Below are 22,857 nucleotides of genomic sequence, written 5' to 3'. Positions count from 1 at the left end.
ATTTAAAGGGCATTTTTATTTCTTTTTTAGGATGCTCTACCTATAACTTTAAGTAAAATTGCAATAACTGCTATTACTAATAAAACATGGATAATGTTACCTACATCGCCGAAGCCATGAAATAAAAATCCTATAACCCATAGTATTACTAATACCACTGCGACTAAATACAATAAATTTCCCATCGTGTTAATTTTTTTAAGTTCGTAAATGTTGAAGTAGTAACAACGGTAGATTTACTTTTGTTTAGAAATTGTAAATATTTATTCTAAAAGGCTATAAATTAGCTCAAAAAAAATCTCCTAAAGGTTATTTAGGAGATTTATAATTTAGTATTCATCTTCATTAAAGAAGAAATCTTCTTTAGTTGGGTAATCTGGCCAAATTTCTTCAATCGTTTCATAAGGCTCGCCATCGTCTTCTAAAGCCTGTAAGTTTTCAATAACCTCAACAGGAGCACCCGAACGGATACCGTAGTCGATTAATTCATCTTTAGTTGCTGGCCATGGTGCATCTTCCAAGTGGGAAGCTAATTCTAGTGTCCAATACATATCTTTATTCAGTTAATTCTCGTTTCGTAATTATGCGCAAAGTATATTAAAATTTTCGAGCAAAACAAACTTATTTTTCCACTATTAAACACGCGGTATCCAAATGTTTTCTTCTGCCTCAAAATCCATATTCAGTTTTCGTGCCAAAACAAATAAATAATCACTTAAACGGTTTAAGTAAACGGTTACATGCTCATTTACAAAGCTCTGCTCTGCTAATTCAACTGCCAAACGTTCTGCCCTTCTACAAACGCAGCGGGCAATATGGCAGTAAGAAACCACTGTATTTCCTCCCGGTAAAACGAAATGCTTTAATTCTGGCAAAACTTCGTTCATCGCATCCATTTCTTTTTCCAGCAATACAATATCACTATCAAGCAAATCAGGTATTTTCATTTTAGATTTTTCAGGATCTGCTGCTAAAGATGCGCCGATGGTAAATAATCTGTCTTGAATTTCTTTTAGTAGCCGTTTATGATTAACATCAATATCCTGGCACATTATTAAACCTATGTACGAGTTTAGTTCATCAACAGTTCCGTAAGTATCAATGCGAAGGTGATATTTAGGCACTCGAGTACCGCCAATTAAAGAGGTTTGCCCCTTATCTCCTGTTCTAGTGTATATTTTCATTTTGAAAAGTATTAAGTTGTAAGTTATACGTTTTAAGTATATCCAAACCATATAACTTATAACCTACAACTTAAAACTTCATCAATTTATTTTCTCCCAATCGCTACCACTATCTTTTAGTGCCTGTAAACGTGGAGAAACATTTTTAATATCAGTATTTACGTAATCATTTTCAATCAATCCATCACGCATACGTACAATTCTGTGTGCATGTTGGGCAATATCTTCCTCATGGGTCACTAAAATAATAGTATTTCCTTTACTATGAATTTCTTCCAATAAACCCATAATTTCGATTGATGTTTTAGTATCCAGGTTACCTGTTGGCTCATCGGCAAGAATAATTGATGGATCATTTATTAATGCTCTAGCTACAGCAACACGTTGGCGTTGACCACCAGATAGTTCATTAGGTTTATGGTCCATACGATTACCTAGACCTACGTTTTCTAAAGCCTTGGCAGCTCTTGCATCGCGGTCTTTTTTACTATTGCCAGCGTAAATTAATGGCAAAGCCACGTTATCTAATGATGTTGAGCGTGGCAAAAGGTTAAACGTTTGGAAAACGAAACCAATTTCCTGGTTACGAACTTCTGCCAAGGCATCATCCGTCATGTGGCTTACATCTGTACCATTTAATATATAGCTGCCGCTTGATGGAGTATCTAAACAACCTAAAATATTCATCAAAGTAGATTTACCTGAACCAGAAGGCCCCATTAAAGCCACGAATTCGCCCTTGTTAATATCTAAACTAACAGATTTTAAAGCGTGGATAACCTCTGAACCGATAACGTATTTACGGCCAATTTCTTTAATGGTGATGAGTGGTTGCGACATAGTTTTTATTTTTTAGACAAGCGTAATGGTTAAGATGTTACAAGAGATTAAAAATTTCCAAAAATCTACTTTTCAATAATTTTTGGAACCATAAAAAATTGATCGCTGTGTTTTGCTGCGTTTTTCAAACCCTCAGCAGTCGAAATTTCTTGCTTAATTACATCTTCACGCCAAACATTAGACGCCTCATTCATGTAAACTAAAGGCTTAACCGAAGAAGTATCAAGCTCGTTTAATTTCTCCATAAATGATAAAATTTTGTTCATTTCAGGAATCAAGGTTTCAACTTCTTTATCATTTACATGAATCCGGGCGAGGTCGGCAATTTTATGTATCGTTTTTTCGTCTAAATTCATTTTATACTAATTTACTTTCTATCAGTTTAAAAACCTTTTCTTTCAAAGCATCGCTATCCAAATCGGTTAGTGTTTGCGTTTCTATAGGTTTGTGGACGTAAATATCGCAAATTCCGGGCTTACTTCCATACTTAGCGCCATCATCCCAGTTAATTTTCCAAACATTTGTTATGCTTACGGGTACTAATGGAATATTTTTTTCTATGGCTAAACGGAAAGGCCCATTCTTAAATTCTCCAAGTTTTGGAGGATATTCATCATCAATTTTACCTTCCGGAAAAATAATTAAGCTCATCCCCTTCTCTAAATTTTCGCCAGCTTTTTTAAATGCCCTGAAAGCTGAAATTTTACTGTCGCGATTTACAGAGATATCAATCGTTTTAAAAAATATACCTAATACCGGGTTATTTAACAATTCATCTTTCCCCATAAAATGATAACGGCCTTTAGCTAAAATGCAAAAAATCATTATATCCAAGTTGGAGGTATGGTTAGCGCAATAAACATAAGTTTGTTTATCAGTTAGTGGCTGCTCGAATTTATAAGAGAAAAAAACACCTGCAAACATACTGCAAAGGAAACTATTTGCCATTCGGCAAAAATTTAATATCCCGTAATATTTTGAGGTTTTAGAAGTTAGGTAGTAGATTGGATAAAATAAGGCAAAGAAAAAATTAATCCAAAACAGGTACCAAACCCGGTGTATTTGCCTCAAGAATTTTATCATAGATTATCAAAAATATAAATTAACAGCGTATTACATAACAATAAATCTTTTTTGTTAAACCTTTTCGCTTTTGGCCTTTTGTATACTGATATATAGACAAACCAAAGTTTTTAAACCCTTGCATCAGGCAGGCAGGCAATATAAGCGAGCACGAATCCCGATTTGTATCGGGAGAAGTAAAGCGGTTAGCGGGGCTAACTTTAATAAAGGTTAAGGCAATTGCTTTACAAAAAAAATATAACTTAAAATTTAAATTGAATTGAGACTATAGATTGATGGCATTTTATTTTTAATTTCGTGCCATTATGAAAGAAACAGTGGTGAGCGGCATCAGGCCGACAGGAAAGCTACATTTAGGAAATTATTTTGGTGCGGTAACCAATTTTGTTAAGATGCAGTACGATTACAACTGCTATTTTTTTATTGCCGATTTGCACTCGTTAACCACTCACCCAACCCCTGCCGATTTAAACGGATATGTTCGCCATGTATTAGTAGAATATTTAGCTTGCGGAATTAATCCGGAAGAAACAACGATATATATTCAATCGGATGTACCCGAAGTATCTGAACTTTATTTGTATCTGAATATGAATGCCTATTTGGGTGAGCTTGAAAGAAGCGCATCATTCAAAGAAAAAATTAGAGCCAATCCAGATAATGTTAATGCAGGTTTATTAACCTACCCTACTTTAATGGCTGCAGATATTTTAATTCACCGTGCAACAAAAGTGCCTGTTGGAAAAGACCAGGAGCAGCATTTGGAAATGACCAGAAACTTCAGTAATCGTTTTAACAGAATGTATAACGCCGATTTTTTCCCGGAATCTTTCGCTTTTAATTATGCTGAAAATCTGGTTAAAGTACCCGGTTTGGAAGGTAAAGGTAAAATGAGTAAATCTGATGGCGATGGCAACTGCATCTATTTATCTGATAGTCCGGAAATTATCCGTAAAAAAGTAGCCAGAGCTGTTAGTGATAGCGGACCAACCGAAGAGAATCAGGAGAAACCAGAAGCGATTCAAAACCTTTTCGATTTGATGAAAATTGTTTCGACACCTGATACAATTGAGCATTTTGATGGTTTATATAATAAAATGCAAATTCGCTATGGCGATATGAAGAAACAATTGGCAGAAGATATGATTGTTTTTAATTCGCCAATTAGAGAGAGGATTGAAGAACTTTCTAAAGATGATTTGTATTTAAGACAGGTTGCAAAACACGGCGCTTTAAAAGCAAGAGAAAGTGCTCAAAAAACCATTAAGGAAGTACGCAACTTAATCGGATTTAAAAGTTTTTAATTAATTAGCTTTAAGGTTTAGATGCAAAAACTAACCTTAGCCTAAACCTTAATCTATAAAAGAAAAAAGATGCATATAGCAATTGTAGGAAACATTGGTGCCGGAAAAACTACTTTGACGGGTTTATTAGCTAAAAATTATGGATGGGAAGCGCTTTACGAAGCCGTAGATAATAATCCGTATTTGGAAGATTTTTACAGCGACATGAAAAGATGGAGCTTTAACCTACAGATATATTTTTTAAACAGTCGTTTTCAACAAATTACAGATATTGAGGTAAACAAACGTAATGTAATTCAGGATAGAACGATTTACGAGGATGCACATATTTTTGCAGAGAATTTACACGATATGGCTTTAATGACCACTCGCGATCATGATAACTATCGTGCAATTTTTGATAATATTACTTCGTTTATAAAACCACCAGATTTGTTGGTGTATTTGCGTGCTTCTGTGCCAACTTTGGTAAATAATATTCAACGTAGAGGGAGAGAATATGAAGCCGGTATTCGTATAGATTATCTTTCTAAACTAAATGAAAAATACGAAGCCTGGATTAAAGGTTACAACTTAGGTAAATTATTAATTTTAGACAAGGATAAGTTAGATTTCACCAATAATCCGGAAGATTTAGGCACTGTGATTCAATCTATTGAAGCTGAAATTAATGGATTGTTTTAAAATCTAGAAAGCTGTTTGTTCATTTCACGTTGTTGTGAGGCACGAAGCAATTTCATTTGCACATTTTTTTTTAAAGATTGCTTCGTGCCTCGCAATGACGAAAGATTAAAATATTTCTAAAAACATCTATCTGTAAATCATAACATGAGCAATAAAAACCCTGAATCTTCAGCAAAATTAATAGGCATTATACCCGCAAGATACGCTTCAACTCGTTTTCCTGGTAAGCCATTAGTTGAAATTGCCGGAAAAACTATGATTCAGCGTGTTTATGAGCAGGCTGCAAAAGCAAAAAGCTTATCTAAGGTGGTTATTGCTACAGATGATGATAGAATTGTTGAAGAAGTTAAAAGATTTGGCGGCGAATATGTGCTCACTTCATCAAACCATCAAAGCGGTACAGATAGATGTGCGGAAGTAATTGAGCACCTCCCAAATTTTGATATCGTAATTAATATTCAAGGAGATGAACCTTTTATAGAGCCAGCTCAGATTGATTTGCTGGCCAGTTGCTTTGCCGAAGAAAAGGTACAATTAGCTACACTCATTAAATCTATAGAAAGCCAAGAAAGTATCTATAACCCGAACAGTCCGAAGGTAGTTATAGATGTAAACGGCAGAGCAATGTATTTTAGCAGAAGCCCGATTCCGTTTATTAGAAATGGCGAACCCGGTATTTGGGCCGAAAAACACCAGTTTTACAAACATGTAGGCATTTACGGCTACCGTACAGCATCACTTAAAGAAATTACCAAACTTCCGCCTTCTTCTTTAGAAATTGCAGAAAGTTTAGAGCAGCTTCGCTGGATAGAAAACGGTTATTATATTCAAACAAAAGTAACTGATTTGGAAACTGTTGCCATTGATACGCCAGAAGACCTTAAAAAGTTAAATAAACTATTAAAGGCTTTAAAGTTGGAGTAAAATCATTCAGGCTACAGACATTTAATGTCAAATTAGTCTTGATAAGCATAAGTTTGGAAATCGTCGTCATTGCGAGGCACGAAGCAATCTTTTTCATTTAATAAGATTGCTTCGTACCTCGCAATGACGGTATAAATCAATCTGTACGTAACAATCCTTTAAAATTTTATTACTTTACAGGTATCTAATTAAGCTTATGAAAAAATTATTTTACGGACTTGCATATTGCATTATTTTATTGGCTTCTTGTCAAACAGAGAAGAAAGATTCATTAGAATTTAAAAATGTTAACCAGGTTTTGACAAAATCATTTTCAAATCTGAATACGCTGGATACTTTTAAAATTGAATTAACCGGCAGAAAAGCTGCTGACATTGTTTTGCACTTTACTATCGTTAGTGCTGCCGGCAGAGAAATATTTGCTGAAAATTTAAAGGGCAAAGATTTAGTTAATAATACCGACCCAAACATAGATTTATCTAAAGAGAAAGACCAGTTCATTTATCTGAAAACAATTGCTAATGATTTTTTTGCAGAAGATAATTTCCTTGAGCCAGCCGTAATGCCTGAAGATAAAGCAGATAACAATGCTCCAGACAAAGAACTTTACGAAGATTTAAAAAAATCGGGCTTAAATGGTTTTAAATACCGATTAGGAAAAGAAACTAATCTATACATAGCCTGGGATGATAAAGAAAAAAAAGTAAAGGTTTATTATAAGTGCTGTTAATACAATTGAAGTGATTAAATATTTTACCTACAGCATTTCTATAACATTTATATCCTGGATAATTGGGATGATAATTAATGCTTTCCTAGTTAAAACTGAGCTTTATAGAACCAACTTATCCAACTTGAACTTTATTAAAAGTAGATTTATAAATAAAGCGATTGGTGTTACATTGATTAAGTGGGTTGTTAAAAACACTTTCTTCAAATATTTTAATCCTAAGCTTAGTATTAAAAACAAACCCAAACTTTCTGAGTTGGATAACCTTCGCAAAGAAATGACGATTGCCGAAGTGAGTCACTTAGTTGCTTTTTTTGCAGTAATTATCTTTGCTGTTGTAACATTTTTTAAGGGCAAACACTTACTTGCTTTAGTAGTGACCATCATTAATATTTTGATGAATTTATATCCATCTCTACTTCAGCAAGAAAATAAAAGACGAATAGATAAATTAATTGCCTTTTTTCAGAAATAATGCAAATACCTCAAATTAAACAAGGCTTCAAGCTTGGTATCTGAATTGAATTTAAATTTTTTTATCTTACTTTCGCGACATAATCTCCAATCTAAAATTTTAGATTTTCCCTATTGATGTAGTACGCAATCCCATTTTATAATTATTTATGAAGTGGTTTTTTACTTACGCGTTATTATTTTCTACATTTTTATTTTCAGCTTCAAAAGCTTTAGCTCAACCTATTCCGGGCCAGCCTTACAGCGGGTGCGTAGTTTTAAATACGAATAACTCTGTACTTGGTGTAGGCTATATTTTTCAAAATCCAACAGGTTCAGTAGCAACGTTAAATGATTGTGGTGTACCTGGTGTCTCAGGAAATGCACCTATGTATAATACACCAACAAATTTTGGTGTAACAACATATAATTGTTATTCTCCTGCTTTAAATACTGGTAGTAGAAATTGTACAGTAATTTCACCATCCTCAGGTGCTAAACTTTGCGGGGTACTTATTTCAAATGCAATTTTTTGCCCCTTAGATACATACGTTCCATTTCTGATTCTCTCAGTAGTTGGTTTAACTGTATACAATAGCAAAAGAAAGTCATTCAACTAATAATAAATATTTACATAACTATAATTTCTTCAATTTTATTCCGTTTAGGAGTAAGAAGCAGTTTCAGTATCGCTTCGTTTTCCTAAAAAGCAGATTGTTCCTCCATTTCATATAGCTGGTTCTCAGTAGACATTATAATTAATTGTATTTCATAAACATCCCAACTATGAAAACATACAATATTTTAACATTGTTTTTAATTTTTGCATTGAAATTAAATGCACAAACGTATAATAATGCCTGTGTTATCGTTGTAAATACCGGAGTTTTCGGTACAACAATTTATACCAATCCACTGGTGCTACTGTTCCGGGTGCATCAGGCGGTACATGTAATCCTGGTAATATAGGTAGTGCAGCCATCGCCACTTACAATACACCGGTGTCATTTTCTAGTAGATGTTTAATCGTACCAATAAATCCGCCATATACCTACAGAAATTGTCATGTGAGTAGTAGCTGTGGTATAATTATGAATGTTCAAATTGTTGATTGCCCTATTGATGGCTACATACCTTTTATCTTATTAACAATTGGGCCCGCTGGTTATATTATAATCCGAAAGTATTTCAGGCAAAAATTAATACTATCGAAATCCACATTATAAATTCACCACTATTATCTTAGAAAATCAGAATTTGCATTCCAAAAAAGAGTACGAATTATTCATAGAATCGCGATAAAATAACGTAAATCTATTTGATTATCAGTAGATTAGGTAATCGAATTATTATGTTTCATTAAAGCGCCATGCTATGAAAGCATATTTCTTTTTATTCTTATTCTTCACTTTTAATATAAATTTATGTTCACAAACTTATTTTGATGCTTGTGTAATTCTAACTAATACCGGTGTGTTCGGCACAACTTTTTACACCACCGCTACAGGAATAACATCATCTGGTATACCTAACGGACAGACTGGAGGGGGAGCATGTAATCCTGGGAATATTGCAAATTTACCAATTGCAGAATATTCTGGCGCAATATCATTTAGTGGAAAGTGTTTACAAAATTCATTAAATCCTTCATATAATTATAGAAATTGTAAAGTAGGTGGCTTATGTGGAATCAGAATGAATACAACTATTATAAACTGCCCAATAGATGATTACATATCGCTACTTTTTTTAGTCGCTGGCGTACTTGGATTTCTATATATCCGTAAATTTTCAATGCAAAGATTTATATAATTCTTTCTTCTACATTTATGCTTCTCTTCTAACTTATTCTTTCACATTACTTTATCATTTTTAAATATTCTTCATTTTTAAGAAACAGAAACAAGTAATTTTCTTACCTTTGTATCCCGTACAAAAAGCAACATTTTTTGCCTTTGTTGCATAAATTCACAATCATGACTAAGTATATTTTTGTTACGGGCGGTGTTACTTCCTCTTTAGGTAAGGGCATCATCTCCGCTTCTTTAGCTAAACTTTTACAAGCACGAGGTTATCGTGTAACCATTCAAAAATTCGATCCTTATATTAATATCGATCCAGGAACTTTAAATCCTTATGAGCATGGCGAATGTTTTGTTACTGAAGATGGTGCTGAAACAGATTTAGATCTTGGTCACTATGAACGTTTTCTTAACGTTCCAACTTCACAAGCAAATAACATCACAACTGGTCGTATTTATCAAAACGTAATTAGTAAAGAGCGCAAAGGCGAATATTTAGGTAAAACTGTTCAGGTTGTTCCGCATATTACTGATGAAATTAAGCGTAACATGCGTATTCTTGGAGACAGCGGTGAATACGATATTGTTATAACAGAATTAGGTGGTACTGTTGGCGATATAGAATCTTTACCATTTATAGAAGCTGTTCGTCAGTTTAAATGGGAAGAAGGCAGTTCAAATGCGATTGTTATTCACTTAACTCTAGTGCCTTATTTGGCTGCCGCCGGAGAGTTAAAAACAAAACCTACACAACACTCTGTTAAAGCCTTATTGGAATATGGTATTCAACCAGATATTTTGGTTTGTAGAACCGAGCATCACCTAGGCGCCGATTTAAGAAAAAAAATCGCTTTATTTTGTAACGTTAACATCAATGCAGTAGTCGAATCGATGGATGCATCTACAATTTATGATGTGCCCTTGTTGATGTTGAAAGAGCAATTAGATAAAACTGTTTTAGCAAAGCTGAAATTACCAACTAAAAACGATCCGGATATGGAAAGCTGGAAAGATTTCCTCGGTCGCTTAAAAAACCCAACCGCTGAAGTTAAAATAGGTTTAATTGGTAAATACGTAGAATTACCTGATGCATATAAATCAATTATTGAATCATTTGTACACGCTGGTTCAAAAAATGAATGTAAAGTAAAGGTAGAATATATTCACTCCGAAAGCATTTTTCCTGATAATGTGAAAGAGAAATTAGGGCATTTACAAGGTGTTTTAGTTGCTCCAGGTTTTGGAAGTCGTGGTATTGAAGGAAAAATCGATGCCATAAAATATGTTCGTGAGCATAATATTCCATTTTTTGGGATTTGCCTTGGCATGCAGTGTGCAGTTATCGAATACGGCCGCAATGTTTTGGGCTTGAAAGGTGCACACACTACAGAGATTGATGCTGAGGCTGTAAATCCGGTTATCAACATGATGGAGGAGCAGAAAAATATTGTAAACATGGGTGGCACTATGCGCTTAGGCTCTTACCCTTGCGATATTAAAAAAGGCACTAAGGCTTTCGCTATTTACGGTAAACAACATATTAACGAGCGCCACCGCCATCGTTTTGAGTTTAACAACGATTATTTAAAACAATACGAAGAAGCTGGAATGATTGCTTCTGGAATAAATCCTCAAACAAACTTAGTAGAGATTGTTGAGCTTAAAAATCACCCTTTCTTTGTTGGCGGACAATTTCACCCGGAATTAAAATCAACAGTAGCAAATCCTCACCCACTTTTTGTTAAATTTGTGGCCGCTGCAATGGAGTATGCTAAGAAAAAAACAAATTAACAGCAGCATAAATACAAATAATGGATAGAAATACCTTTACAGGATTATTCCTGATTATGATCATTTTGGCAGGATCATTCTACTTCTTCAAACCAAGTGAAGCGGAACTTAAAAAAGCCAAAGAAACCGAACAACAAGATTCTCTTAAAAAAGCCGGAGCTGTTGTAGCACCAAAAGATACTGTTAAAAATACTATAGCATCTACCCCGGCGGTTGATTCTTTAGCTTTAAAAGGTCCATTCGGAACAGCTTTGAGTGGCACACAAGCAAATACAGTATTAGATAATGAAAAGCTGTTAATTACGCTAAGTAATAAAGGTGGTAAAATATCTTCAGTTGAAATTAAAGGGCAGAAAACTTTTGATGGCAAGCCTTCTATTTTATTTCAAGGCGAGGCCAATAAATTTGGCTTAATCTTAAATGCTGCAGGTAAAACCATCAATACAAACGATTTATATTTTAAACCTACAAAGGCAGGGAATAAAGTTACCATGCATGCTGATTACGGTGCAAATGCTTATGTAGAGTTTGTTTATGACTTAAAACCTGCAAGCAATAAAGTTAATTTTAATATTAATTTAGTTGGTTTACAACAAGTAATTGCTAACAATACCATTAACCTTAACTGGGATGCAACGCTTTTACAGCAAGAAAAATCATTAGAAAGCGAGCACCGTTATTCTGCACCTTATTACAAATATTTAGATGGTGATGTAGATCATTTAAGCGTTTCAAAAGATGAAAAAGAAGAACTTACCAAAGGTAAAATTCAGTGGATTTCGTTTAAACAACACTTTTTCTCGGCATCTTTAATTTCAAAACAAGCTTTTGATAAAGGTACTTTGGAAGTTAAAGTTCCAACAACACCTGGTTTGGTTAAAAACTACAGCGCTAATATGCAATTGCCTTATGCGCATCAGGCAAACCAGGTTTACGAAATGGAATTCTATTTCGGCACCAATAAATTCTCCGAACTTAAAGCTCAAGGTTACGATTTAGAGCAACAAGTTGATATGGGTTACTGGCCGTTGAAATACATTAACCGTTTTATCGTATTACCAGTATTTAATTTCTTGAACAGCTTTGGCTGGAATTATGGTTTAATCATTCTTGTTTTAACCATATTATTAAAAGTTGCTTTATCGCCATTAACATACAAGTCATATTTATCAATGGCTAAAATGAGGGTTTTAAAGCCCGAAATGGACGAAATTAAGGAAAAAGTTGGCGAGGACAATCCAACTCTAGTTCAACAGGAGTATTTAAAACTTTACAAAAAAGCAGGTGTAAATCCGCTTGGTGGGTGTTTGCCAATGGTTTTACAATTGCCACTGGTAATGGCTTTCTTCTTTTTCTTCCCTAACCTTTTTGAGTTAAGGCAAGAAAGCTTCCTATGGATGAAAGATTTATCTACTTACGATGAATTTATCCGATTCGGTGTTAAATTACCATTTATTGGCGACCACTTGAGTTTAATGTGTGTATTGATGACCATCTCTACACTAATCATGACTTATTTTAACAATCAGGTTTCTGGTGCTACCGGCCAGATGAAATACATTGGTTACATTATGCCAATCATTTTCCTAGGCGTGTTAAATAGTTACCCAGCGGGATTAAATTACTATTATTTCTTGGCCAACTTAATGACTTTCGGTCAGCAGTTTTTAATTCGTAAAATGGTTGATGATGATAAAATTCACGCTTTAATTCAACAAAATAAAGCAAGACCAGCTGACGAGAAAAAGAAAAAATCTAAATTTCAACAACGTTTAGATGATTACATGCGTCAGCAGCAACAAACTCAGACAAAAGGAAAAAAATAAGTATTCCTAATATTGATAAAAAACCCGATTGCATGATTTGCAATCGGGTTTTTTGTTATAAAAGACTTAGTTTTTGTAAAATTTGGCATACATCTTTCTTAATAAGCCAAAATTTTGCAATTTTTAAGAATTGAAATCTCAACCAACTAATTAATCATTCATAAAATGCAAAAAAGACTAACGATATTTTTTCTTTTCGTTGCCAGCTATACCTTTGCTCAAAAGAAACCGCTGGATCATAAAGTGTACGATACCTGGGAGGCTATTGGTACCAAGCAATTATCAAATAACGGACAATTAGCTTTGTATAGCGTTGCACAGCAAGAAGGTGATGCTACTTTATACATTACCAATCTAAAAAGCAACTCGAAATTAACCATTCCGAGGGCATCATTAGGTCAGTTTAGTAACGATTCTAAATTTGCTGCTTTTTTAATTAAACCAGCTTATAAAGCCTTACGCCAAGCGAAAATTAAAAAAACCAAACCCGACGCAATGCCTAAAGACACCTTAGGGATAGCCAACCTTACAACAAACGCAGTAACTAAAGTTGCCCGGGTAAAATCATACAAATTCCCTGAAAATGGAAGCGGTTTTTTAGCCTATCAATTAGATAAACCCGATACCGCTAAAAAAGCTTCGGCTACAGTACCCAAAAAAGATTCAGCTTTTGATTTTGCTGATGATGAACCTGCAGGCGGAGCAAAAAAAGATGAAGGAACTGATTTAATCGTTAGAAATCTATTAACCGGAACAGAGCAGACTTACAAATTTGTAACAGAATATACATTTAGTAAAGATGGGAAGCAATTAGCTTTTGCCAGCGTGGGTTCTAAAAAAGACAAAACTGCACCACAAGGCGTATTTCTTTTAAATACGGAAAAAGGAACATTAAAAACGCTAATAAAAGGTAAAGGTACTTTTAAAGGCTTTACGTTTGATGAGGAGAGTGAACATTTAGCATTCCTCGGAGAACAAAGTCCGGAGAAACAGGAAATTAAAGATTACAACGTTTATTATAACGCCCTATCTTTAGATACCGCACAAACGATTGTTGATTTTGACATGCCAGGCTTGCCAACCAAATGGTCTGTTAGTGGCGATGGACGTGTTTCATTCAGCAAGGATGGCAAAAAATTATTCTTCGGCATTGCACCAGTTAAAAAAGCAAAGGATACAACTATTGTAGATTTTGAGGTTGCAAAAGTAGATATATGGAATTATAAAGACGATTATTTGCAACCTATGCAGTTAAAAAATGCAGATAGAGATGGCAAAAGAAGTTTCTTATCTGTAATTGATGTTTTTAGTAGCGATCCGAAGGTTATCCCATTAACAGATTTGAAATTGCCTGATGCAAATTTAGTTAAAGAAGGCGACGCAGATTTCGTTTTAGCTTCAACTGATTTTGGTAGAAGAATAGAATCGCAATGGAGTGGTTCAACAACAAAAGATTACTATCTGGTAAATACAAAAACCGGCGAACGCAAAAAAATTATCGAGAAATTGAATGGTAATGCTATGGCTTCGCCTGGTGGCAATTATGTAATCTATTTTGATGAAAACACCTCAAACTGGTTTACGTATAATATTGCATCTGCTAAAGTTGTACAGTTAAATACTGGTATGACTGTTAAATTTGCCGATGAAGATAATGATGTACCCGATAATGCAAGGGCTTATGGCGTTGCAACCTGGACCGAAGATGATAAAGCTGTATTAATTTATGATAAGTACGATATCTGGTCATTTTCACCAGATGGAAAATCTCCGGCTAAAAATATCACGAATAACTTTGGTCGTCAAAATAAAATCACACTTCGTTACCACAAAACACAACAAGATAATAGATTTGAGCGTGGTGCAGATACCAAATTTGTAAAATCAAATGAATTAGTTTGGTTAGATGGCTTTAATAATGCTACTAAAGAAAATGGTTTTTATCGCAAAAATGTTGGCGCTGTAAAAAATCCTGATTTGGTTGTGATGAGTAAAAACAAATACTCAAACTTATTAAAAGCAAAGGATGCTGATGTATATATTTTTGACAAAGGAAACTATGTTGAATCGCCAAATGTATATGTTACAACCGATTTTAAAACAGAAACTAAATTAACTAATACAAATCCTCAACAGCAAAATTACAACTGGGGAACTGCAGAATTGGTAAAATGGACTACTCCGAAAGGATTTCAGTCTGAAGGGATTTTATACAAGCCGGAAAACTTCGACCCGAGTAAAAAATACCCGATGATTGTTTACTTCTACGAGAAATTATCAGATGGATTGTATAGTTACCAGGCTCCGGCCCCTACACCTTCCAGATTAAATATTTCTTTCTTCGTAAGTAATGGGTATTTAGTTTTTGCTCCGGATATTACTTACACAACTGGTCATCCTGGCCAATCGGCGGTAGAATTTATAAATTCTGGAGTAGAAAGTTTAAAGAAAAATACTTGGGTTGATGGAAATAAAATCGGTATTCAGGGACAAAGCTGGGGCGGTTACCAGGTTGCCTATCTAATCACTCAAAATGATATGTATGCAGCAGCTTGGGCAGGTGCACCGGTGGTAAATATGACCTCGGCTTATGGTGGTATTCGTTGGGAAAGTGGCATGAACCGCCAGTTCCAGTATGAAAAAACACAAAGCCGTATTGGAGCAACACTTTGGGAAAAACCAGAGCTTTATACAGAAAACTCTCCATTATTTATGTTTCCTAAAGTAAATACTCCGGTTGTGGTAATGGCAAATGATGCTGATGGAGCTGTGCCTTGGTATCAGGGTATTGAAATGTTTACAGGTTTACGTCGTTTAGGAAAGCCGGTTTGGATGTTAAATTATAATGGCGAAGCACATAATTTGGTTCAACGCCAAAATCGTAAAGATATTCAAATTCGTGAGCAGCAGTTTTTTGATCACTATTTAAAAGGTGCAAAAGCTCCAGCCTGGATGACTAGCGGAGTACCAGCAACTGAAAAAGGTAAAACATGGGGCTTTGAATTAACTGATGATAAGCCTTAATAGAGTTGAAAGTATAGAGTTAAAAGTGTAAAGTTTAAGGTTTAGAGTGTAAAGTTTAAATCTTAAAGTTAAAAGTGTAAAGTTTAAAAACTAAGATTAAAGACAAATCCGTAGTTGGTAGCATTGCTATTACTACGGATTTTTTGTTCATTATTTTTAAATATCCCGATGTAAGTTTCTTGCAATACTGCTTTTTTACTTATTATGTTTCTAAAGAAAAAAAATCTATTTTACACCTATCAAAAAAAACTAAACAACACAAATGGCATTAAGTAGAATTTGGTCGGCATTTATAATTGTTGCGATTGTTGTGGCGGCTATCAAATGCTTCTTCTTTGGGCAAAGTGATATTTTCAATTGGATGGTAGTTGGAAAAGCAAGCGATGAGGCAAACCCACTTAAATTAGATGGAATTATAGAAACTTGCTGGGTTTCAGTTGAACTGTGTTTCAAACTGGTTGGAATTTTAGCCTTATTTATGGGCTTTATGAGTATCGCCGAAAGAGCTGGAGGTATTCGCCTGTTATCCAGAATAGTTGGTCCTTTTTTTTCCAAATTATTTCCCGAAATCCCTAAAGGTCATCCTTCTATGGGACACATGATAATGAATTTTTCAGCCAATTTATTAGGCTTAGATAATGCAGCAACGCCATTTGGGTTAAAAGCAATGGAAAGTTTACAGGAGTTGAATCCAAGTAAGGATACAGCATCAAACTCGCAAATAATGTTTTTGTGTTTGCATGCAGCAGGTTTAAGTTTAATACCGGTAAGCGTAATTGCCATTCGTGCATCTCAAAATGCATCAAATCCAACCGATATATTCATTCCATGCTTAATTGTAACTTTTGTTGGCACTATTGCGGCCATGTTAATTGTTTCATTCAAACAAAAAATAAACTTGCTACAACCTGTTGTAATCGGATGGATTTTGGGTTTATCAACGATAATTGCAGCACTGGTACTTTATATAACATCGTTAGATGCAAATGGTATAAAATCATTCTCAGGCATATTAAGCAATGGATTAATTTTATTAGTGTTTTTATTAATCATTCTTGGTGCTTTGTATAAAAAAATTGATGTATTTGATGCTTTTATCGATGGTGCTAAAAATGGTTTTGATACTGCAATTAAAATCATCCCCTATTTAGTTGGGATGTTGGTTGCAATAAGCATGCTGCGAACCAGCGGAACGTTTGAGGTAGTAATTTCAGGAATAAAAACGTTCTTTGCCTATTTAGGTGCAGATACGCGTTTTGTAGAAGGCTTACCAACCGCTTTAATAAGACCTTTAAGTGGCGGTGCTGCTCGGGGAATGATGGTGAGCACAATGGAAACTTATGGAGCAGATTCCTTTGCCAGTCGTTTATCTGGGATATTTCAAGGTGCATCTGATACAACCTTTTATGTAATTGCGGTATATTTTGGATCAATAAGCATAAAAAACACCAGATATGCAATTGGAGCAATGCTTTTGGCAGATTTAGTGGGCGTATGTACAGCAATAGGTTTGGCTTATCTATTTTTCGGATAAAAATATTAATCCAAAAAAAAAGCTTGAATGTTTTCTGTAACGCTCAAGCTTTTTTTTTAAAATCAGATTTTTAAGAAACCTGAGGTGTTATTGAAATTCTGCTAATGATTTCATCGAGTGCATCAGCCTCGATAGCTACATTTTTAGAAGCGCACCATTTTTCATTTTTATTATCTAACCAGACACAAAAAGAATGGTAACCATCTAAAACAACAGCATAAGTTTCATGAAAGTCGTCGTGTATTCGCATGCAAAAACCTTTAAAAATCTTGCCTCGAACAATAAATTGCAGAGTTGAATAATTTTCTAACATGGCTCATTATATTTTTGGTTAATTTATAACATTGAGATAAGGAGAATGTTTTGTTAATTTAAAGGAATTGATAAATTATCTCAAAACCAATAAGAATAGCTTAACCTATATTTAACATGTTAGAATAACCTTTAGCAATTAAGCGATTTTTTGAGGGCAAAAAAACTTCACATTGAAGATTTAAAATGGTTTTTCCCTTCTTTACGATAGCCGTTTCTGCAATAATTTCTTCACCTTCGTTTACTGGTGCAAAATAGTCGATGTAATTGTTTACCGTTGTAAAACGATCATTTAAACCCATTGTAAAAACTGTGGCTCCTATTAAATCATCAATTATGCCGGCAGTAACACCGCCGTGCAAAATTTGAAAAGGATTTGTCATTTCCTTTCTAACCGTGTATTTACAAACAAGAATGCCGTATTCTGCCTTTACCAAAACCGGCGCCAGCCAATTCATATAATTAGATGGCGAATTCGAAATCACTGCACCTATTGATGACCTTAAAAAATTAATTCGCTGTTCGCTTAAAGATTCTTCCATAAAGTAAAGATAATGAAAATGGATAAGGGAAGATGTAAGATGAATAATGTGAAATAACTTAAGTTTTATTAGCTATTTAATCTCCCAATACCAGCAAAACATCAACCAGCTCAACTCAGTTACAGCTCATCCATCATCCACTTTACATTAAAAAGGTATAATGGCTTTAAAACTAAAATTTCTGCCCATGTTAAAAATACCGCTTTTATCATTTGGATACTCCGTGTAATATTCAAAATATTTTAAGCGGTTTAAATGAGCCTGATAAGCCGTGTTAAAAATATTATCGCATTGAATGAAAACATCAAGAACTGTTTTATTAGACTTTGATTTTATCCCTGTGCCAATTCCGGCGTTAATTAAGGTATAGCCCGCAGTAAAACTTTCAGTATCATCTAAAGCATAAAATTTATTTTGATTCGCAGCAATAACGGCATCTATCTTAAAATAAGGTTTGCTAAATAAAACGTGCTGTGTTGTTGAAGTTAGCTTAATCTCCGATCGAATTTGCAATGGTGGAATAAATGGCAAATACTTAGCTTCATTGCCATATTGATTTAAAAGCGCTTCATTTTTATTCAAACCAACTACGTAAGCAATGCTATTATTAAAACTTAGCCATTTTAAATTTGAAGGATGAATATTTGCACTAAACTCTGCGCCATAAAGTCTGGCTTTAGATTGTTGATATTGATACGTTAAATTTCCTGGGACTACCACAACTGGATTTCCATTTTCATCAGTTAACCTAGATTGAAAAATGTAATTTTGTATATCATTATTAAAAACTTCAAGACTCAAATCTGCATCTTTAAAATAGCTGATAATTCCTAAATCTTGCTGAAGGTTAAATTCTGGTTTAAAAGTTCGGTTACCTAAATAAACGATGTGTGCTCCAGGATCTAAGCCATTAGAGCCAATTTCTGTAATATTTGGCGCCCGATAACCCCTTGCAAGGTTCGCCTTGATTAAAAACTTTTCTGAAATATTGTAAGTTAAGCCTAAACTTCCCGATAGGCCATAATAATTTTTGTTAAAGTGAGGAAATTGCAGCGTTGCATTTGGCGCATTCGCATCAACTTTTTTACCAAAACCTGTTTGCGAATTTGTACCCACATAAAAATTATTCCAGCTAATGTTCCTCCTATCCAATCTTACGCCTCCAGATACATCTACCTTTCCAAAACTTTTCTTGGCAAAATAAAATGCACCAATATCAAATAAATCATAATCAGGTATAGGGAAATCTGTTGCATTTTTACTCCTGTTTCCTTGCAACATACCATTAATACCAATTGTGCTTTCTATGTCTTTAATGTCAGGTAAATTATATTTAACATCATAGTTTAAGGTATTTAAAACCACATTTAAGCCCGCCTGACTAGGGAAGGTTGGATGGTTATATTCTCTGCGAACGCTTTGCTGCCCACCAAATAAAAAGTTTAAATCGCTGTTTGCAAATTTTATCTGGCTCGTATTGTAAAATCTAAAATGTTGAATATGCTGATGGAGCGGATTTATAACGTAGCTTTTTAATTCATTATCAGCAACAATCGGTCGGTTTTTAATATCATCTCCAAAATCGAATATTTGCTTTGTAAACTGTCTGGTTAAAGAATCTCTGCTACCATCCGGAATTTCCATTAAGTTGTCGTAATAAGTAACCGCAGTTTTTGAATAACCCCATTTTTTATCAATCCTGGCTGAAGCAGATAAATTAAATTCCTGAAAAGCAGTACCGAAGACATATCCATCAACCTTATTATAATAATTATGGGCAGCTTTTCCTGTAGCCCTAAAAGCATATTTCCAATCATTTTTTGCATAAAGCAAACCTAATGATGTGCCAACCATCCCATTATTGCTTTGATAATTTATTGTTACATCTCCTTTTAAAGTTTTATCTGAAATATCAATATTGCCTGGAATCATATTTATTACGCCTGCCAGTGCATCAGAGCCATAAGTTAAACTTGCCGGACCTTTAACTACTTCTGCTCTGGATATACCGTATTCATCAACCTCAATTCCATGCTCATCACCCCATTGTTGACCTTCTTGGCGCAAACCATCATACAATGTTAGTACGCGATTATAGCCTAAACCTCGTATAAAAGGCTTTGAAACATTCGTACCTGTTGTAACCGCCGAAACGCCGGGAATACCTTTAACAATAGCATCAATAAGATTTGTATTTACATTTTGATCCATATTTCTTTTAGAAAGCACTGCAATCGGTACAGGGCTCTTCCTTAATTCAGTTGCCCTGCTCATGCCTGTTATCACCACATCATTTAAGTTTGATGTATTTTCAGTTAGTTCGATTTTCACTGTCGAATCAGATTTTAAGTCAACCTTGTATTTTAAGGATTGATAACCAATACCTGAACAGATTAATTGATAGCTTCCTGCACTGAGTTCGCCAATTTTAAATATGCCTGATGAATTTGTTTTTGATGTTATCGTTCCGGGATATAGTTTAACCGTAATGCCCTCAACGGGTAAATTTCTGGAGAGAATTGAACCTTGTATAGTTAATTTTTGCCCAAAAACTATAATCGGAATAAAAGAAATTAGTGATGCAATTATTAGGGATTTAAAAGACATATCAATTTATCTAAATATTTTTTTAGACAAATCTAAATTTTAATTTAAATAAATCAAATTATTTTTATTTAGATTATTGAAGTATGATAATTAGATTGAGAATATGGCTTCCATAAGATAAAATTCTTAAGCTTGAATAAAAAACAGAATAAAAGCAAAAATTAAATAACTAATAACTAAGGGGTTAAATGATAGTTAAGAAATTATTCAAAATTATTTCTGCTTATTCGTAAGAACTTCTATATTTGCACACACAAAAAAATGGGCCTCGGTAGCTCAGTTGGATAGAGCAACGGTTTTCTAAACCGTGGGTCAGGGGTTCGAATCCCTTCCGGGGTACTTTTTAAAGGCTTTCAGTGCAAACTGGAAGCCTTTTTTAATTTATAATATTTTCTTCATTCGAAAGGCTTATCAGAGGAATCTTTACCGTAATCATAGTTCCGTTACTATTATCCAGCATAATGCTCGCCTTTAGTTGTTTTACACGCTCTTTTGCATTGTTTAAACCGGTGGAGTTTGATTTGATAATATTTGGATTAAAACCTACCCCATTATCCTTAATTAAAAAAACAATAGCACCTTTATAAATAGAAATTGCCAGCAGTACTTGTTTTGCCTTAGAGTGCTTAAGCGAATTATGTATTAATTCTTTAATTAATAAATAAATGTCTCTTTTAGATTGATTATTTATTTGAACTGTTGGAATTACTTTAGGAAATGTAACTTTTAAAGATATATCCGAATAGGCGAAAAGCTTTCGAGATTGTTCGTAAATAAAGTCTATTAGATTTTCCAGTGTATCACCTTCAAGATTTAAATTCCAAGTTACCTCAACAATTTTTTCGCTCAGCTCATTTACCATTAGAGAGATTTGTTTTATCTCATCAGCACTGTTTCCATTTTTGAGCGCCAGTTCACAATATAATTTTAAGGCAGACAAATTCGGGCCTATTTCATCATGCATTTCTAAACTTATACGCTTACGTTCTGTATAAATTGCATTTTCATTTACAGAATCAATAAGGTTATTTTTTTTTCTCTGATTAAAAATTCTACGTAAAGAGTAATAATGAATTATCCATAATAAACAAATAAAAATTACGAATGCCAACCAATAACTATGTGGTGATTCTAAGATTAGGTATGCTTTCACTTAGTATAATAATTACATATTTAATAAATAAAATACTTATGCAAATGTAGTATTAAAAATGCATTATTATAGTATACTGTTTAATTAATGTATATCTTAGTACAAGTTAAATTTGCAGTTATGATTTCAATTTCTATTGTAGAAGATCACGATAAATACCGTAAAGCTTTGGTTTCGGCAATTGAACAGAACGACCTATTTAGCATTTCGGGAATTTATGTTAACGCCGAGGAAGCGATTTAGGGTTTGATGATACATACACCAAATATCGTAATTATAGATATAAAACTTAAGATGCTCAGTGGTATTGACCTAATCAACCAAATAAAGACCTTACTACCTGATACACAGTTTCTTATTTGTACTGGATATCAAAACGATGAGCATGTCTTTAGCGCACTAAAAGCTGGCGCTTCAGGATATATTGTAAAGGGTGCAAGCTATTTAGAAATCCAGAACGCAATTGTAGAATTATATAACGGTGGCGCACCTATGAGCCCTTACATTGCAAGAAAAGTTATTGGCATGCTCCAACAGAAAACTGATGAAAATAAATTTGGATTAAGTCATCGGGAATTGGAAGTTCTGTCATCATTAAGCGAAGGACTTTTGTATAAAGAAATTTCGGAGAAGTTGAATATTAGCCAAAATACTGTCAAAAATCATTGCAAAAACATTTACAAACGCTTGCACGTTCAAAATAAGATTGAAGCACTGAATAAATTTGCCCAGTATAATTTTAATGGTTTTCTTTTGGAGAGCAATATTAACCTTGCTAATTAGGCATCTTCACCATTCCAAATATCGTCATCTGCATGCTTAATCTCATCATGGCTATCCGTTAAAGAATGAATTTCTTCATGGTGATAATTTCTCTCCGGATTCTCAGGTAGCATATCCTCATCAGATGTAGAATGTTTTCTTAAATGCTCCGGTTTTTTAACTTTAGGTAAATCATCATGGATAACCGAAGGTTTTAATATTCTTTTTCCAGTATTCGACTGTTCTTCCATAATTACAATTTATAATTTTTACTTAATTAAAGTAGAACGTTTAAGTGATGA

General features: G+C 34.1%; 25 protein-coding genes and 1 tRNA gene. 15 read left to right on the top strand and 11 right to left on the bottom strand.

Features of this window, described 5'->3' with window-relative positions; all coding sequences use genetic code 11:
* Positions 1-26: 26 nt before the first annotated feature.
* The 6 genes from LUA86_RS04525 to LUA86_RS04500 form a co-directional block, all read right to left on the bottom strand.
* The gene (locus LUA86_RS04525) at positions 27-185 is read right to left on the bottom strand and encodes a lmo0937 family membrane protein (RefSeq protein ID WP_231459404.1); all 159 of its coding nucleotides are present in this window, start codon (positions 183-185) and stop codon (positions 27-29) included.
* 144 nt (positions 186-329) lie between these two features.
* Entirely contained in the window at positions 330-551 is a 222-nt protein-coding gene (locus LUA86_RS04520; protein WP_010603503.1) for a DUF2795 domain-containing protein, read from the bottom strand.
* An 84-nt stretch (positions 552-635) separates the two neighbouring features.
* Positions 636-1,184 carry a cob(I)yrinic acid a,c-diamide adenosyltransferase gene (locus LUA86_RS04515; RefSeq protein ID WP_231459403.1) on the bottom strand — a complete coding sequence of 183 codons (549 nt, stop codon included), beginning with the start codon at positions 1,182-1,184 and terminating at the stop codon, positions 636-638.
* A gap of 81 nt (positions 1,185-1,265) precedes the next feature.
* Positions 1,266-2,024 carry an ABC transporter ATP-binding protein gene (locus tag LUA86_RS04510; protein WP_231459401.1) on the bottom strand — a complete coding sequence of 253 codons (759 nt, stop codon included), beginning with the start codon at positions 2,022-2,024 and terminating at the stop codon, positions 1,266-1,268.
* A gap of 65 nt (positions 2,025-2,089) precedes the next feature.
* Positions 2,090-2,380 (bottom strand): Asp-tRNA(Asn)/Glu-tRNA(Gln) amidotransferase subunit GatC, encoded by a 291-nt coding sequence (gatC, locus tag LUA86_RS04505; RefSeq protein ID WP_231459400.1) that lies wholly within the window; start codon positions 2,378-2,380, stop codon positions 2,090-2,092.
* Between the two features lies 1 nt (position 2,381).
* Positions 2,382-2,972: a lysophospholipid acyltransferase family protein gene (locus LUA86_RS04500; protein WP_370634305.1), complete on the bottom strand. Its 591-nt coding sequence runs from the start codon at positions 2,970-2,972 to the stop codon at positions 2,382-2,384.
* Positions 2,973-3,412: 440 nt separating this feature from the next.
* Here LUA86_RS04500 and trpS point away from each other — a divergent pair, with 440 nt between their 5' ends.
* From trpS to LUA86_RS04440, 12 genes are all read left to right on the top strand, one after another.
* Positions 3,413-4,411, top strand: coding sequence for a tryptophan--tRNA ligase (gene trpS, locus LUA86_RS04495; protein WP_231459397.1), 999 nt, complete (start codon positions 3,413-3,415; stop codon positions 4,409-4,411).
* A 69-nt stretch (positions 4,412-4,480) separates the two neighbouring features.
* Positions 4,481-5,095 (top strand): deoxynucleoside kinase, encoded by a 615-nt coding sequence (locus LUA86_RS04490; protein ID WP_025144984.1) that lies wholly within the window; start codon positions 4,481-4,483, stop codon positions 5,093-5,095.
* Between the two features lie 144 nt (positions 5,096-5,239).
* Entirely contained in the window at positions 5,240-6,019 is a 780-nt protein-coding gene (kdsB, locus tag LUA86_RS04485; protein ID WP_231459396.1) for a 3-deoxy-manno-octulosonate cytidylyltransferase, read from the top strand.
* Between the two features lie 196 nt (positions 6,020-6,215).
* Entirely contained in the window at positions 6,216-6,749 is a 534-nt protein-coding gene (locus LUA86_RS04480; protein ID WP_231459394.1) for a hypothetical protein, read from the top strand.
* Positions 6,750-6,873: 124 nt separating this feature from the next.
* Positions 6,874-7,224, top strand: coding sequence for a hypothetical protein (locus LUA86_RS04475; RefSeq protein WP_231459393.1), 351 nt, complete (start codon positions 6,874-6,876; stop codon positions 7,222-7,224).
* 148 nt (positions 7,225-7,372) lie between these two features.
* Entirely contained in the window at positions 7,373-7,822 is a 450-nt protein-coding gene (locus LUA86_RS04470; RefSeq protein ID WP_231459392.1) for a hypothetical protein, read from the top strand.
* A gap of 166 nt (positions 7,823-7,988) precedes the next feature.
* Complete coding sequence (locus tag LUA86_RS04465) at positions 7,989-8,171, top strand: hypothetical protein (protein WP_231459391.1); 183 nt, start codon at positions 7,989-7,991, stop codon at positions 8,169-8,171.
* A gap of 405 nt (positions 8,172-8,576) precedes the next feature.
* The gene (locus LUA86_RS04460; protein WP_231459390.1) at positions 8,577-9,014 is read left to right on the top strand and encodes a hypothetical protein; all 438 of its coding nucleotides are present in this window, start codon (positions 8,577-8,579) and stop codon (positions 9,012-9,014) included.
* Positions 9,015-9,178: 164 nt separating this feature from the next.
* A complete protein-coding gene (locus LUA86_RS04455) occupies positions 9,179-10,795 on the top strand; it encodes a CTP synthase (RefSeq protein ID WP_255713372.1) in 1,617 nt (538 codons plus the stop codon).
* Positions 10,796-10,815: 20 nt separating this feature from the next.
* Positions 10,816-12,621, top strand: a complete 1,806-nt coding sequence (gene yidC / locus LUA86_RS04450; protein WP_231459389.1) for a membrane protein insertase YidC — start codon at positions 10,816-10,818, stop codon at positions 12,619-12,621.
* Between the two features lie 165 nt (positions 12,622-12,786).
* A complete protein-coding gene (locus LUA86_RS04445; protein WP_231459388.1) occupies positions 12,787-15,645 on the top strand; it encodes a prolyl oligopeptidase family serine peptidase in 2,859 nt (952 codons plus the stop codon).
* Between the two features lie 262 nt (positions 15,646-15,907).
* The gene (locus LUA86_RS04440) at positions 15,908-17,179 is read left to right on the top strand and encodes a nucleoside recognition domain-containing protein (RefSeq protein ID WP_231459387.1); all 1,272 of its coding nucleotides are present in this window, start codon (positions 15,908-15,910) and stop codon (positions 17,177-17,179) included.
* Positions 17,180-17,249: 70 nt separating this feature from the next.
* Here LUA86_RS04440 and LUA86_RS04435 read toward each other — a convergent pair whose 3' ends face one another.
* The 3 genes from LUA86_RS04435 to LUA86_RS04425 form a co-directional block, all read right to left on the bottom strand.
* Complete coding sequence (locus LUA86_RS04435; RefSeq protein WP_231459385.1) at positions 17,250-17,429, bottom strand: hypothetical protein; 180 nt, start codon at positions 17,427-17,429, stop codon at positions 17,250-17,252.
* A gap of 163 nt (positions 17,430-17,592) precedes the next feature.
* On the bottom strand, positions 17,593-18,033 hold the full coding sequence (locus tag LUA86_RS04430; protein ID WP_231459384.1) for a PaaI family thioesterase: 441 nt from the start codon (positions 18,031-18,033) through the stop codon (positions 17,593-17,595).
* Positions 18,034-18,180: 147 nt separating this feature from the next.
* A complete protein-coding gene (locus LUA86_RS04425) occupies positions 18,181-20,640 on the bottom strand; it encodes a TonB-dependent receptor domain-containing protein (RefSeq protein ID WP_231459382.1) in 2,460 nt (819 codons plus the stop codon).
* A 265-nt stretch (positions 20,641-20,905) separates the two neighbouring features.
* On the opposite strand from LUA86_RS04425, the gene LUA86_RS04420 reads away from it, so the two are divergent.
* Positions 20,906-20,979: transfer RNA gene (locus tag LUA86_RS04420), tRNA-Arg, on the top strand.
* 37 nt (positions 20,980-21,016) lie between these two features.
* On the opposite strand, the gene LUA86_RS04415 is transcribed toward LUA86_RS04420, so the two are convergent.
* Complete coding sequence (locus tag LUA86_RS04415; protein WP_231459381.1) at positions 21,017-21,793, bottom strand: sensor histidine kinase; 777 nt, start codon at positions 21,791-21,793, stop codon at positions 21,017-21,019.
* Between the two features lie 87 nt (positions 21,794-21,880).
* Here LUA86_RS04415 and LUA86_RS04410 point away from each other — a divergent pair, with 87 nt between their 5' ends.
* Positions 21,881-22,036: a hypothetical protein gene (locus tag LUA86_RS04410; RefSeq protein ID WP_231459380.1), complete on the top strand. Its 156-nt coding sequence runs from the start codon at positions 21,881-21,883 to the stop codon at positions 22,034-22,036.
* Between the two features lie 6 nt (positions 22,037-22,042).
* A complete protein-coding gene (locus tag LUA86_RS04405) occupies positions 22,043-22,576 on the top strand; it encodes a response regulator transcription factor (protein WP_231459379.1) in 534 nt (177 codons plus the stop codon).
* Here the strand turns inward: LUA86_RS04405 and LUA86_RS04400 are convergent.
* Positions 22,573-22,806: a hypothetical protein gene (locus LUA86_RS04400; protein WP_231459378.1), complete on the bottom strand. Its 234-nt coding sequence runs from the start codon at positions 22,804-22,806 to the stop codon at positions 22,573-22,575. The genes LUA86_RS04405 and LUA86_RS04400 overlap by 4 nt on opposite strands.
* Positions 22,807-22,857 lie beyond the last annotated feature (51 nt).

This window comes from Pedobacter sp. Leaf132 (assembly GCF_920984695.1).
GTDB lineage: Bacteria > Bacteroidota > Bacteroidia > Sphingobacteriales > Sphingobacteriaceae > Pedobacter.
This window is presented reverse-complemented; position numbering and strand designations above follow the sequence as displayed.

Coding starts and splice junctions, on each gene's coding strand:
- LUA86_RS04525 (WP_231459404.1), bottom strand. CDS start 185: ATGGGAAATTTATTGTATTTAGTCGCAGTGGTATTAGTAATACTATGG.
- LUA86_RS04520 (WP_010603503.1), bottom strand. CDS start 551: ATGTATTGGACACTAGAATTAGCTTCCCACTTGGAAGATGCACCATGG.
- LUA86_RS04515 (WP_231459403.1), bottom strand. CDS start 1,184: ATGAAAATATACACTAGAACAGGAGATAAGGGGCAAACCTCTTTAATT.
- LUA86_RS04510 (WP_231459401.1), bottom strand. CDS start 2,024: ATGTCGCAACCACTCATCACCATTAAAGAAATTGGCCGTAAATACGTT.
- gatC (WP_231459400.1), bottom strand. CDS start 2,380: ATGAATTTAGACGAAAAAACGATACATAAAATTGCCGACCTCGCCCGG.
- LUA86_RS04500 (WP_370634305.1), bottom strand. CDS start 2,972: ATGGCAAATAGTTTCCTTTGCAGTATGTTTGCAGGTGTTTTTTTCTCT.
- trpS (WP_231459397.1), top strand. CDS start 3,413: ATGAAAGAAACAGTGGTGAGCGGCATCAGGCCGACAGGAAAGCTACAT.
- LUA86_RS04490 (WP_025144984.1), top strand. CDS start 4,481: ATGCATATAGCAATTGTAGGAAACATTGGTGCCGGAAAAACTACTTTG.
- kdsB (WP_231459396.1), top strand. CDS start 5,240: ATGAGCAATAAAAACCCTGAATCTTCAGCAAAATTAATAGGCATTATA.
- LUA86_RS04480 (WP_231459394.1), top strand. CDS start 6,216: ATGAAAAAATTATTTTACGGACTTGCATATTGCATTATTTTATTGGCT.
- LUA86_RS04470 (WP_231459392.1), top strand. CDS start 7,373: ATGAAGTGGTTTTTTACTTACGCGTTATTATTTTCTACATTTTTATTT.
- LUA86_RS04465 (WP_231459391.1), top strand. CDS start 7,989: ATGAAAACATACAATATTTTAACATTGTTTTTAATTTTTGCATTGAAA.
- LUA86_RS04460 (WP_231459390.1), top strand. CDS start 8,577: ATGAAAGCATATTTCTTTTTATTCTTATTCTTCACTTTTAATATAAAT.
- LUA86_RS04455 (WP_255713372.1), top strand. CDS start 9,179: ATGACTAAGTATATTTTTGTTACGGGCGGTGTTACTTCCTCTTTAGGT.
- yidC (WP_231459389.1), top strand. CDS start 10,816: ATGGATAGAAATACCTTTACAGGATTATTCCTGATTATGATCATTTTG.
- LUA86_RS04445 (WP_231459388.1), top strand. CDS start 12,787: ATGCAAAAAAGACTAACGATATTTTTTCTTTTCGTTGCCAGCTATACC.
- LUA86_RS04440 (WP_231459387.1), top strand. CDS start 15,908: ATGGCATTAAGTAGAATTTGGTCGGCATTTATAATTGTTGCGATTGTT.
- LUA86_RS04435 (WP_231459385.1), bottom strand. CDS start 17,429: ATGCGAATACACGACGACTTTCATGAAACTTATGCTGTTGTTTTAGAT.
- LUA86_RS04430 (WP_231459384.1), bottom strand. CDS start 18,033: ATGGAAGAATCTTTAAGCGAACAGCGAATTAATTTTTTAAGGTCATCA.
- LUA86_RS04425 (WP_231459382.1), bottom strand. CDS start 20,640: ATGTCTTTTAAATCCCTAATAATTGCATCACTAATTTCTTTTATTCCG.
- LUA86_RS04410 (WP_231459380.1), top strand. CDS start 21,881: ATGTATATCTTAGTACAAGTTAAATTTGCAGTTATGATTTCAATTTCT.
- LUA86_RS04405 (WP_231459379.1), top strand. CDS start 22,043: ATGATACATACACCAAATATCGTAATTATAGATATAAAACTTAAGATG.
- LUA86_RS04400 (WP_231459378.1), bottom strand. CDS start 22,806: ATGGAAGAACAGTCGAATACTGGAAAAAGAATATTAAAACCTTCGGTT.